General features: G+C 62.8%; 8 protein-coding genes. 5 read left to right on the top strand and 3 right to left on the bottom strand.

All coding sequences use genetic code 11. The annotated features are described in order from the left end of the window. Nucleotides 1–481: 481 nt before the first annotated feature. A complete protein-coding gene (locus tag ACILSQ_RS05260) occupies nt 482–1,597 on the bottom strand; it encodes a zinc-binding dehydrogenase (protein WP_395742536.1) in 1,116 nt (371 codons plus the stop codon). 152 nt (nt 1,598–1,749) lie between these two features. Between ACILSQ_RS05260 and ACILSQ_RS05255 the strand changes: the two genes are divergently transcribed. The 3 genes from ACILSQ_RS05255 (at nt 1,750) to ACILSQ_RS05245 (ending at nt 6,812) form a co-directional block, all read left to right on the top strand. Then, nucleotides 1,750–2,265 carry a hypothetical protein gene (locus ACILSQ_RS05255; protein WP_395742535.1) on the top strand — a complete coding sequence of 172 codons (516 nt, stop codon included), beginning with the start codon at nt 1,750–1,752 and terminating at the stop codon, nt 2,263–2,265. A gap of 281 nt (nt 2,266–2,546) precedes the next feature. After that, nucleotides 2,547–4,859: a hypothetical protein gene (locus tag ACILSQ_RS05250; protein ID WP_395742534.1), complete on the top strand. Its 2,313-nt coding sequence runs from the start codon at nt 2,547–2,549 to the stop codon at nt 4,857–4,859. Nucleotides 4,860–4,874: 15 nt separating this feature from the next. Continuing rightward, nucleotides 4,875–6,812, top strand: coding sequence for an ABC transporter ATP-binding protein (locus tag ACILSQ_RS05245; protein ID WP_395742533.1), 1,938 nt, complete (start codon nt 4,875–4,877; stop codon nt 6,810–6,812). Between the two features lie 102 nt (nt 6,813–6,914). Here ACILSQ_RS05245 and ACILSQ_RS05240 read toward each other — a convergent pair whose 3' ends face one another. Then, entirely contained in the window at nt 6,915–8,105 is a 1,191-nt protein-coding gene (locus ACILSQ_RS05240; protein WP_395742532.1) for an ABC transporter permease, read from the bottom strand. A gap of 479 nt (nt 8,106–8,584) precedes the next feature. Then, nucleotides 8,585–9,079 (bottom strand): YidB family protein, encoded by a 495-nt coding sequence (locus ACILSQ_RS05235; RefSeq protein WP_395742531.1) that lies wholly within the window; start codon nt 9,077–9,079, stop codon nt 8,585–8,587. Between the two features lie 185 nt (nt 9,080–9,264). On the opposite strand from ACILSQ_RS05235, the gene htpG reads away from it, so the two are divergent. Next, on the top strand, nt 9,265–11,103 hold the full coding sequence (gene htpG, locus ACILSQ_RS05230) for a molecular chaperone HtpG (protein WP_395742530.1): 1,839 nt from the start codon (nt 9,265–9,267) through the stop codon (nt 11,101–11,103). Nucleotides 11,104–11,484: 381 nt separating this feature from the next. Then, nucleotides 11,485–12,093, top strand: coding sequence for a Holliday junction branch migration protein RuvA (ruvA, locus tag ACILSQ_RS05225; protein ID WP_395742529.1), 609 nt, complete (start codon nt 11,485–11,487; stop codon nt 12,091–12,093). The last annotated feature ends 30 nt before the right edge of the window (nt 12,094–12,123 follow it).

Genomic DNA, 12,123 nt, shown 5'->3' with positions numbered 1-12,123 from the left:
GGAAACATCTTCGCAGACCTGCTCACTCAAAATTGCTCTGCAATAATCAGCAGCAACGAGCGGCCAAAACGCAAATCCCCTCTCCCCCTCGATGATAGTGCATCGCCCATGATTGCCTTGGGGGAGAGGTAAGGGTGAGGGGGCGTTCCGGGGAAGGGCGGCTGCCGTTGCGCGGTGAAATCACCGCATCTTATCACCCTCGTCAGGTTTCACTTCAGGCACTTGAGCCATCACTCGATCAAACGCCGCAAGGTCAGCCCGCTTTGCCCTCCCGCTCAAATAATCCTCTGTCGCAATAGCCGGCAGCTTCTCTCCCGCTGCTAAATCAAAAACTGCTCCATCGAATAGCCATCCTTCACCGCCAGCTCTTGAATGCCGCGATGAAGAGAATCAGGAAACTCGAGTGTGATGCACGCCATCTTTTGCTTCATTCTGATCTCCCTTCTGGATTCCGTGTCTTCCGCGTGTTCCGTAGGTACTCCTATTCAAACACAATCAAGCTCCGCGCCACCTCGCCCCTCTGCAGCGCCTCATACGCCTCATTGATTCCTTCCAGCGGATACCGCTTCGTCACCAGCTCATCCAGCATCAGCCTCCCTGACTGGTGCATGCCGATCAGCAGCAGCAGATCCGTCCGCGGCTGTGTGCTGCCATACAAGCTCCCGCGCAGCGTCTTCTCCGCATACACCAGCTGGTTCACATTGATCGAGGCCCGGTCCGCCGCGCTGGTGATCCCCACCATCACGCACATCCCGCCCTTCTTCGTCGCGTCAAACGCCTGTTCCGCCGTCTTCCCCGAACCATACGCCTCAAACGCGTAGTCCACGCCCTTGCCCTCCGTCAGGTCCTTGATCGCCTGCACCGGATCGCCCGCGTTGATGTCCACATAATCCGTCGCGCCAAACTGCCGCGCATCGCCTTCCTTGCGGCTGAATTTGTCCACCGCGATGATCTGCCGCGCTCCCGCCATCCGCGCGCCTTGCACGATGTTCAGGCCGATCCCCCCGCACCCGATCACCGCCACCGTGCTGTTCGGCTGCACCCGCGCTGCCCTCTCCACCGCGCCCACGCCCGTGATCACCCCGCAGCCAATCAGCGCCGCCTTCTCAAACGAAAACTCCTTCGGAATCTTCACCACGGACGCCTGCGGCATCGTCGCCAGCGAGGAGAATGCAGACACCCCCGCGTAATGCCGGATGCTCTCACCCGCCGCGTTTTGAAATCGCGTCGTGCCGTCCGGCATCAGTCCGGTGAAACGCATCGCCGTGCCCATGTCGCACAGCGCGGGCCGTCCGCTGCTGCAGTACTCACATTTCCCGCAGGAGCCGCGCCACACCAGGATCACATGGTCCCCCACCTCGACCGAAGTCACCCCTTCACCCACGGCCTCGATCACCCCGCTCCCCTCATGCCCCAGGATGATCGGCATGGGCATCGTCAGGTCACCCTTCATCACATGCAGGTCACTGTGGCACACACCCGCCGCCTTCATGCGCACCGTCACCTCGCCCGCCTGCGGCGGCAGCACCTTCACCTCCTCGATGCGCAGGGGCTTCTTCGCTTCATACAAAACGGCGGCTGGGGCAAGGGTGGACATGGTGCCGGGATGAGAGACCATCCGCGCCTCCCGGCAAGCAATACATTCGGCCGAGTTGCGGCCCTCCGGAAGAGCTTGATTTGATAAAGGCCCGCCCGAAGGTTGTAGGATTAGCCGCCACTTCCTGGTGGCTTTCATCACCCCAATATCTCATGAAACGCGCCCTCTGCCTGCTCGCCGGACTTCTCACACTCTCCCTCCTCCCGGCTTCCGCAGCCGAAAAAACCTTCCCTGCCAAAAACCCGGTCCTCAAATTCGAGCTGCCGGAGAAATGGACCAGCGAAGTGGACGCTTCGGACGGCAGTATCTCCCTCACTTCCGATGACAAAGATGAGCGTATCTCAGTGAATTTCGTCGAAGTGAAGGTGGAGGCGACCATGGAGGATTTTAAAGGCATGGTGCCGGAGATGGTCAAAGAACTCAAAAATGCCCAGTTGGTGCAGGAGGCAAAGGAACAAACATCGGATGGCCTGACCGGCTACACCACCGGCTACATCGGCACCTATGAAGGCAATCAGGCCATGATGATCATCATCCTGTTCAAAGCTGGCGAGGGCCGCTCGATCATCGAGACGGCCGTCATGATGGAGCCAGCCACAATGCCGAAGGAGCAGGCCGCGAAATTTGACGCCTTAATGAATTCCGTCAAAGGGATCAAGGAGAAGTAATGCCAGCCACTCGCAGCAGCTCCAGCCATCCCGGCCGGAGCCTGCTGCCAGCCACGCGGTCAAAGTAGTCATCTCGCTCCGCGAGATGACCCAGCGCCCCCGCCATCCCCCGGTCTCTCAGCGCTCCCCATAAACTCTCTCCCGCTGCGAAAGCCCTCAGTTCCTCCCGCGCTTCACCAAAGGACAGAAGGACAGCTCTTCCTCGCCGCCTCCCGAATCTCCTGCGGCAGGCCGCACTCCCCGGTTGCAGGCATCGCCGGTCTCGCTGAGATAGCGTCCACATGTTTTCCAACCGCAAGACATTCTCCATCCTCGGCGCGCTCGCGTTGCTGGGCGCGTCCGGTCTCCGGGCGCAGGCTCCTGCGGCTCCAGCTCCTGCGGCCCCCGCACCCACACCCGCCCCGGAACCAGCGGCATCCGCGCCGGCAGCGGTGCCTGTACCCGCACCTGCGTCCCCTGCGCCTGCCCCGGCACCTGCGCCTGCGCCTGCGCCTGCGCCTGCGCCTAGTGAAACCGTTTCAGACCTTCCCGCACTTCAGGCCGCCGCACGTGCCATCGAGGCGCAGTTGCCCACTCCCGCCGTCCAGCCGCAGACCTACTTTGATCTCACTCCCGTTCAGCGCGATCGCTGGCGCAAGTTCCTCCCTCAGACTCTCCTCAAGCTCACCCGCCGCGAGCGCGTGCAGATCGTCGTTCTGGGAGACGCCATCCTCGACGGCGCACAGGCGGATGCTGGGGTCGATCCCCTTCTAAAAAGCTTCGCTGGCGTCTTTGCCAGCAAGCTCGCCTCCCAGTTTTACTACACCGGCGGCGTCCGCGTTGTGCGGCCCGGCGCCAAATTGCGCAGCAAAGAGTCCATGGCCCTCGGCCCGGAGATTCTGCTCCAGCCCGTTCGCATCTCCAGCATCGTCTCTGCACCCGCCGCCCTCGCCATCGCCTGCCTTCAAAGCCAGCCGGATGTCGTTCTCCTCGCCCAGGGGCTGGAAGACGGCCTGGCAGACCTCCCCTCCGCCGATGTCGCCTCGGCCTTCCGCACCATGCTGGAAGTCGCCCGTGGCAAGCGCCTCGAAGTCATCGTCGCCGGCCCCGTTCCACAGGTGGCGGACCCGGAGGAATCCAGCCTCGCCCTCACCCGCGGCCCCTCCAGCGTTCTCCGCGAGGCCTGCGCCAGGGACAAGGTGATGTTTTCAGATCTTGGCGATCTCTCCCGCCTGCTCGAAATCCCTGGCGGTGCCAAAGGGGCGGACCAGATCTTCCCCACCCTCGTTCAGGAATACCAGAACCTCCTCAATCTGCTTCCCGCCGCCGGAGTGGACACACCCACCGCCGGCATGCACGCAGAGATGGGCCGCATCTTGTACCAGGACGTCATGCAGGGCCCGCCCGGCGTCTCCTGGCAGATCAGCGCCGCCAAGGCCACCCTCGCAGGCCAGGGCCGCCTCACCCTTGAGTTTTCTGTCGCCAGCACACGCCGCGAGCCACTTCCTCTGATCGTCCTCCCTCTCATTCCCCCGGGCCTGAAGCCCAAGGACGCCAGTCCCGAGGTCACCCTCGCTCCCGGCGCAAAGCAGACCCTCAAAGTGGACTACGCCATCACCGACACCCGCGATCTCCCCCTCACCGATGGCGAAGTCCGCCTGCCCGTCCTCGTCATCTCCGGCAAACAATCCCGCATCGAGGACATCGTTGCTCCGCTCCAGCCTTTCAGCGTCACCTGGAATGAGCGCGCCGCCTTCAATCAGGAGAGCGAGTTCTCACCCGAACTCGAGGTCGAAAACAGCACCGGCGCCAGCCTCTCCGCCACCTGGGAGTCCTCCTGGGCCGGCAAGCCCCAGCAGGGCCAGATCTCTCTGGACGCCAGCGGTTCCGAAGTCCTCAAGCTCGCCCTCCCTCTTGCTGCCGAAGGAAAGAGCCCCTTCCGCCGCGTCCTGCCTTTCAAGCTCACCCTCTCCTCCGGGGGCGTGAGGCAGATCTTTGATCGCGAATTCGAGGTCATCCGCAATTTCGGTCTCAAAGAAACCGTCCCCATGAGTGCGGCCGATGGGCAGGACAGCGCCGTCACCCTCCGCGCAGATGCCGATGGCATGAAGCTCTTCCTCACCCTCGATCTCACCGGCGTCAGCCTCGCGGACGACTCCTCCGGCCACGCCTTTGAGCTCCTCCTCAATCTCGACGCCCGCAGCTACGGAGAGCGGTTGACCCCAGGCGCCACCGCCGCCCTCCGTATCACCGGCAAGGCCGCCGATGGCGACGCCCTCGTGGACCCCATCGCTCCCTGGGCCTTCGGCAGCAGCGGTGCCTCCGCCACGGGTTACGCGATGGCGTTTGACCACAGGGAAATCCAGGCCGTGCTCAGCAGCTCCGCCTCCGGTGGCCGCAGGCTCACCATCACCCTGCCAAAGAGCTACCTCTATCTTCACGAGTGGGCTCTCGGCAACGGCAACAGCCAGCTCGGCCTCAATCTCCGCTTCTCCGGCGGCGGCCGCGACTACTTCCTCACCCGCAGCACCCGCCAGGGCGATGACGCCGAAGGCCTCGCCGTCCTGGAACTGACCGACAAACCCACGCAGCGCTGGACCGTCCGCGTGGAGTAGAGAGACTCAAAAAACATGGCAGAAGAACGAGCGAGCAAAAAACTGTGGGACCGCGCCGCGTGGAGAGACGCCGGCTTTTTCCTCACCTACCTCCGTCCCCACTACAACGTCTTCATCCCCGCGCTCATCGCCCTCGCCATCACCGGCGGCATGACCATCCTCTTCATCAAGGAGCTCGCCGCCCTCGCGGGGAAGGGGATCGGCGGCGGCATCAGCGCCGGCTGGATTGCCCAGTTCAAAGCGCTCGCCGTTCATCTTTCCACCCTGGTTTCAGGCTGGCCCGCCGAAGCCACCAGCCCCGAATGGGGGAAGGAGTTAAAAGACGTGGCCGCTCAGGCCACGGCACTGGACGCCAGCTTGAAGGGTGCCAGCGGCCCCGCATGGATGGCTGAGCTCACCCGCAGCGCCTGGTATCTGGTCGCCCTCGTGTCAGGTCAGGCCGTCATCGCCTTCTTCCGCATCATGCTCTTTGCCAAGGCCTCTGAGCGCGCCCTCGCCGCCCTCCGTCTGGACACCTTCAGCCGCATCATCCGCCTGCCCATGGCCACGCTGAATCAGCGCCGCGTGGGAGAGCTCGCCTCCCGCCTGGCCAATGACGTCGAGGCCATGCGCGAGACCCTCGTCGTCACCATCCCCATGCTCATCCGGCACACCGTCATGCTCTCGCTCTGCCTGGTGCTCATCCTCAGCATGTCCGTGAAGCTCTCCCTCTTCATGATCGGCACCATCCCCGTGGTCATCGTTCTCATCGCCCTCTTCGGCGCCCGCATCCGCAAGCTCACCAGGCGCGCCCAGGACAATCTCGCCGCCTCCCAGGTCGTCGTGGACGAAAGCCTCCAGAGCATCGTCAGCGTCAAAGCCTTCCGCAATGAGGCCTACGAGCTCGCCCGCTACGACAAAAATCTCGGCGAGTACCTCCGCACCGTCCTCCGTGCCGCCGTGCCCCGTGCTTCCTTCATCGCCTTCATCATCTTCGCCTTCAGCGTCGCCCTCATCCTCGTCACCTGGTTCGCCATGCGCATGCTCAATGACGGCGCCATCGGCAAGGAGGAGCTCACCCAGTTCGCCGGCCTCAGCGGCATGATCGCCGCCTCCTTCATGCAGTTCCCCGAGCTCATCACCCAGCTCCAGCGCTCCCTCGGCGCCACCGAACGCGTGCGCGAAATCCTCCGCGACTCCACCGAGCCCGAGGACGACGGCGCCGCCAAGCTCCACTTCAAAGGCGAGATCGACATGCGCGATGTCAGCTTCGCCTATCCCACCCGCCCGGACACCATCGTGCTGCGCGATTTCAATCTCCAGGCCAGAGCCGGCCAGCGCATCGCCCTCGTCGGCCCCAGCGGCTCCGGCAAATCCACCAGCGTCGCCCTCCTCTTCCGCTTCTACGATCCCACCTCCGGCGAGATCCGCATCGATGGCCAGCCCATCCGCGAAATGTCCCTCACCACCCTCCGTCGCAATCTCGCCCTCGTCCCTCAGGAGGTCCTCCTCTTCGGCGGCAGCATCAAGGAAAACATCGCCTACGGCAAGCCTGACGCCACCGAGGAGGAAATCATCAGCGCCGCCAGGAAGGCCAACGCCCACGACTTCATCACCACGCTTTCCTCAGGTTACGAAACCCTCGTCGGCGACCGCGGCACCCAGCTCTCCGGCGGCCAGCGCCAGCGCATCGCCATCGCCCGCGCCATCCTCGCGGATCCCGCCATCCTCGTCCTCGATGAAGCCACCAGCAGTCTCGACGCCGAAAGCGAGCGCCTCGTGCAGGACGCCCTCGACAAGCTGATGGAAAACCGCACCAGCATCATCATCGCCCACCGCCTAAGCACCGTCCGCCGCTGCGATCAGATCCTCGTCATGTCCTCCGGCGCCATCCTCGAGCGCGGCACCCACGAAGAACTCGTCGCCAAACCCGGCTCCCTCTACGGCTCCCTCGCCAAACTCCAGCTCGAGTAGCGGGCTGCCACCCAGCGTGGAGTGGTCCGCACATTCCATGTGCGGTCTGGGAGGCGGGAAGTGACACCAGGTGCTCAGTCGCGCTGGTAATTTTCCGACCCCTCAGCTCCTGAACACCATCGCCGGCTCCAGCTTGCTCACCCGCCAGATACCCAGCAGCGCCGCCAGCGTGCAGATGCTCAGCACCACCCCCAGCACCGCAAAGGGCACAAACTCCGGCATGTAAAACGGCGGCTGCTCATTCTTCAGCGCCCCCATCGCAAATCCAGACGTCCCCAGCAGCCCGATCCCATAGCCGATAAACCCCACCGTAAACGCCTGCGTGATCAGCATCAGGCACAGCGTCCCGTTCGAGGCCCCCATCGCCTTCAGCGCGCCCAGGTGCCGCATGTTCTCCAGCACAAACGAGTAAAACGTCTGGCAGCTCACCGCCATTCCCACCAGCAGCCCGATGATCACCGTCGTGCCAAACGAAATGGGAATCCCCGTGTTCTTCACATACCACCACACCGTGGAAACATTGAAGTTGCCCGTCTTCGCGCCGTCGCGCTGTGCCCAGAACTCACCAAAGCCCGCCTCCCGGTTCACGAACGCCTTCAGCCCCGTCTCCCGCTGAATGTCCGCCACCGCCTGGTCCACGCTCACCCCTTCGCGCGGCGCGCAGATCACCGCCTGCAGCATCTTGCGCTGCGGCGGCACATACTGCAGCGCCCGCTCATACGTCGTCCACACATAGGGCCCGCCCGTGAATGACGTCATCGCATCCGCAATGCCCACCACCCGCGCCTCCTGGTCGTTGAGCTCAAACACATCCCCCACCTTCACCTTCTCCCCGCGCTTCCGCGCCAGTCGCGTCACCCCCAGGTCGTCGATGATCACCGAATGCGGCAGCCGCAGCTTCATGAGGTTTCCCTCCAGCATCTTCGCCGGCGCGCCCGCCAGGGTGTTTGAGTCAATGCCGATGAGCTGGATCATCTTGAAGTTTCCGTTCTCCAGCCGCACCCGCTGGATGCCCGAGTAGATCGGCGCCGCCCACGCCACGCTCTTCACGCTGCGCACCCGCGCCACATCCGTGTCCAGCAGGGGGTTCGTCTCGTTCACCTGCTCCACCTTTTCCTCCACCACCCAGATCGGCGCCGGCACATTGCGCAGCGTCGCCTTCGTCCAGTTCATCAGCCCGCAGAACACCGCCGTCTGCTGCGCCATCAAAAACGTCGCCACCGCCAGCCCCGCCACCAGCATCAAATACTTCGCCGTGTCACCAAACAGCATTTTCAGGGCAAGGCGGAGCATGGAGTAAAATCAAAACAGTTTTATCGCTGCGCCCGGCATGACACATCATCGAGCCAGGTCCACAGCTCTATAGCACGTCATGGAACGAACACCAAGGAATGACCGCAAATACGCGCAAATCACCCTCAAACCCAGCACTATTCATAAAAATTCGCGGTCAATTCGTGCCCATTCGAGTTGAACATTTCGATGCTGCCACGACGACACATTCGCAGCCGCAATCACAATCATCATCCACGTCTCCCCGCCTCTAAATAATCCCGCATCGACCAATCATCCTCCACATCTTCTGCCGCCACCTGCGCTTTCAGCCGGCGCGCCCTCGCTATTTTTTCCTGCACCTGCCCGTGTGAGCAACCCCGCGCGGCAGCGATGCCGGGATGTCCTCCGTCCATCACTTCTCGCAGATCAGCCTCAGCGTTCGCACCCTCCATCCTGCCGCTTTTCCAAATCATAAATCATAAATCGTAAATCATACATTACCTGCCTCCCCCAAACAGCCCGCCAAAGCTGCTGCTGATCACGCTCGTCAGCACGCTCTGAATCTGGCTCCCGCTCGGGTGGTTCTCATGGATGTGCCCGTGCGGCGTCAGCTTGTCGATCACCTGCGGCAGAAACTGCGCCAGCAGCGGCAGCACCGTGTGCACCTGCATGCCCACCTTGCCGGCCAGCGCCTGTAGATTCTCAGCTCCCACCGCCGCCTGCATCTGCTCCGCGGTGATCGGCTCGTTCGTGCCCGTGCCCACCCAGGAGGAAAAGGTCGCCCCCATGCCCGCCTTCTCAAACTGCGCCATCATCCCGCTCAGCCCCCCCGCCTCGCTCAGCATGCCCGAAAGCATCCCGGCAGGGTCCATTTTGGCAGAGCCGCCGAGCAGTCCGCCCAGCGCGTTTTTGGCGAGTGAATCAAAGAGTCCCATGGAGACCGCGAGTGTGGGGGAGGGCAGGGGAAAGTCAAGGCCCCGCCACGCAACCATCCACTCGCTCGATCACCCCCAATCGTCCTCGTCCTCGTCCTCAATCAAAGCGCCCCGCATCCAACCAAAAATGCCGCATTCCTCCCAGCCCCTGTCTTGATCCCTCTCCCCCTCAAAACGCCGCCCCCTTGACCTCGCATTCCCTCCCGCTACTCTCTCCGCCCCCAAACCAACAAAAACTTACCATGAGTCAAACCCACGAATTCCAGGCCGAAGTCAAACAAGTCCTCGATATCGTCATCCACAGCCTCTACACCGACCGCGAGATCTTCATTCGCGAGCTCGTCTCCAACGCCTCTGACGCGATGGAAAAGATGCGCCTCACCCAGCTCACCGAAAAAGAAGTCTTCGACGCCGCCGCCCTGCTGGAGATCTCCATCACCACCGATGAAGCCGCCCGCACCCTCACCATCGCCGACCACGGCATCGGCATGACCCGCGCTGAGCTGGTCGAAAACCTCGGCACCATCGCCCACTCCGGCTCCAAGGCCTTCGCTGCTGCTCTGAAAAACGCCGGCAAGCAGAATGACGCCTCCCTCATCGGCCAGTTCGGCGTCGGCTTCTACTCCGCATTCATGGTGGCAGACAAAGTGGAGGTGCACACCCACTCCTGGCGCAACGACGGCGAGCACCTCGTCTGGACCAGCGACGGCTCCACCAGCTACACCATCGATGAATCCAAAGACGAAGCCCGCGGCTGCAGGATCATCCTCCACCTCAAGGAAGACGCCGCCGAGTTCTCCAAGAAGCACCGCGTGAAGCAGATCCTGGAGAAATACTCCAACTTCGTCACCTTCCCGGTCATCCTCGACACCGAGCGCGTCAACACCGTCGAAGCCCTCTGGCTCAAGCCCAAGGACAGCATCACCGACGAGCAGTACACCGAGTTCTACCGCTTCGCCGCCCACGCCTTTGACGACCCCAGCTACCGCCTCCACTTCCAGGCCGAGTCCCCCATCGCCATCAATGCGCTCCTCTTCACCCCCACGCAGAACATGGAAGCCTACGGCATGGGCCAGATGGAGCCAAACGTGGGCCTCTACTGCAAAAAGGTCCTCATCGATCCCAAGCCCAAGAAACTCCTTCCCGAGTGGATGCGCTTCGTGCGCGGTGTCATCGACAGCGAAGACCTCCCGCTGAACATCTCCCGCGAGTCCATGCAGGACAGCGCCCTCGTCCGCAAGCTCGGCGACGTCGTCGCCAAGCGCCTCCTCAAGCACCTCGACAAAGAAGCCGTCGAAGATCCGAAGAAGTACAACGAGTTCTACTCCCACTTCAGCCGCTTCTTCAAGGAAGGCATCGCCACAGATCACACCAACCGCGATGCCATCGCCAAGCTCCTGCGCTTTGAGTCCAGCATGACCGAGCCCGGCGAGACCGTCAGCCTCAGCGACTACGTGAAGCGCATGAAGGAAGACCAGAAGGAGATCTACTACCAGGTCGCCACCTCCCGCAGCTCCATCGAAAGCGGCCCCTACGTCGCCGCCTTCAAGGCCAAAGGCTACGAAGTGCTCTACATGTTTGAGCACATCGACGAATACGTCATCTCCAGCCTCAGCAAGTTTGAGGACAAGGACCTCAAGTCCGTCAATGCCCCCGATATCGACCTCGGCGACACCGCCGAAGAAGGCGAAGCCCTCCCCGAAAGCGACGCCACCTCCCTCTGCGACTGGATCAAGGACCGCCTCTCCACCCAGGTGGAAACCGTCCGCACCGGCAAGCGCCTCGTCGGCAGCCCCGCCCTCGTCCTCACCCCTGAAGGCGAGATGAGCCCGCAGATCCGCCAGATGATGAAGGCCCTCGGCAAAGACGGCGACATGCCCGGCTCCAAGGTCATCTTCGAAATCAATCCACGGCACCAGCTCGTGCGCAATCTCTCCACCCTCCGCGAGAAAGACCCCGAGACCGCCGGCCTCATCACCGACCAGATCCTCGACAACGCCCTCCTCTCCGCCGGCCTCCTTGACGAGCCCCAGCGCATCATCGAGCGCACCCAGAAGCTCATGGAAAAGCTCTCGGCGTAGGCTGCTAAAAAAGATCAGAGCGCCCTGCGGTGAACTTTCGCCGCAGGGTCTCGCGAGGGCGCCAGCAAAGTGGCCCGCACAGTCCTCTGTGCGGTGCGAATTACCCAGCGCCTGCTTTTTCACCCAAATCATTCGCGAGGGTTTTTAGACAGCCGCAAGGGAATGAGCGATGGGTTTCTGCGCAGGCAAATCGTAGCTTGCAGCTCAGGGAGTTCGCGGGCTGCACAGAGGACGGTGCGAACCACTATGGGGGCAGCCTTCGGCTTGTTGCGTCCACAGGCTTTGTTGAAAATGGTCAATGGGCTTATGTTTGCGCGCTGGATCTCGAGAAGCCTCAAACCTCCGCTTGCACCTTCCCGCCCTCCCCGCCTTCATGCCCGCATGATCGCCTTTCTCCGCGGCCTCCTCGCCGAAGCCCTGCCACACCGTGCCACCATCGACGTCAACGGCGTGGGCTACCTCGTCCTCATCCCTCTCACCACCTTCGACAAACTCCCCCATCCCGGTGAGAAGGTCCAGCTCCTCACGCATTATCACGTCACCGACCGCGACCACACCCTCTTCGGTTTCATCACCGCGGACGAGCGCGATCTCTTCCGCCTCCTCATGGACCGCGTATCCGGCATCGGCCCCAAGATGGCCCTCAGCGTCCTCAGCGGCATGCCTGTGCCCGCCTTCAAAGACGCCGTCATCAGCGGCGATGTCAAATCCCTCTCCCGCATTAAAGGCGTCGGCGGCAAGACCGCCGAGCGCATCGTCCTTGAGCTCAAGGACAAAGTCGGCGTCGTCGATGCCTGGCAGGCCGCCCGCACCGCCAAAGGCGCCCACGATCCCAAGCAGGAAGCCCAGAGCGACGCCGTCCTCGGCCTCATCGCCCTCGGCTACAAACAGGCCGAAGCCATCAAAGCCGTCACCGACCTCGCCAAAAACCCCGCCATGGACACCGCCGACAAGCTCATCCGCGAAGCCCTGCGGAGTGGGGGTCTCTGACCCCCACAAGACAGGGGCGGGAGCCCCTGT

This window comes from Prosthecobacter sp. (assembly GCF_044227185.1).
GTDB lineage: Bacteria > Verrucomicrobiota > Verrucomicrobiia > Verrucomicrobiales > Verrucomicrobiaceae > Prosthecobacter.
Note: the sequence above shows the minus strand (reverse complement) of the source record. Positions and strands in the feature narration are given on the sequence as shown.

Bases quoted from the DNA above. Each gene is read 5' to 3' on its own strand.
- ACILSQ_RS05260 (WP_395742536.1), bottom strand. From the start codon at position 1,597: ATGTCCACCCTTGCCCCAGCCGCCGTTTTGTATGAAGCGAAGAAGCCC.
- ACILSQ_RS05255 (WP_395742535.1), top strand. From the start codon at position 1,750: ATGAAACGCGCCCTCTGCCTGCTCGCCGGACTTCTCACACTCTCCCTC.
- ACILSQ_RS05250 (WP_395742534.1), top strand. From the start codon at position 2,547: ATGTTTTCCAACCGCAAGACATTCTCCATCCTCGGCGCGCTCGCGTTG.
- ACILSQ_RS05245 (WP_395742533.1), top strand. From the start codon at position 4,875: ATGGCAGAAGAACGAGCGAGCAAAAAACTGTGGGACCGCGCCGCGTGG.
- ACILSQ_RS05240 (WP_395742532.1), bottom strand. From the start codon at position 8,105: ATGCTCCGCCTTGCCCTGAAAATGCTGTTTGGTGACACGGCGAAGTAT.
- ACILSQ_RS05235 (WP_395742531.1), bottom strand. From the start codon at position 9,079: ATGGTTGCGTGGCGGGGCCTTGACTTTCCCCTGCCCTCCCCCACACTC.
- htpG (WP_395742530.1), top strand. From the start codon at position 9,265: ATGAGTCAAACCCACGAATTCCAGGCCGAAGTCAAACAAGTCCTCGAT.
- ruvA (WP_395742529.1), top strand. From the start codon at position 11,485: ATGATCGCCTTTCTCCGCGGCCTCCTCGCCGAAGCCCTGCCACACCGT.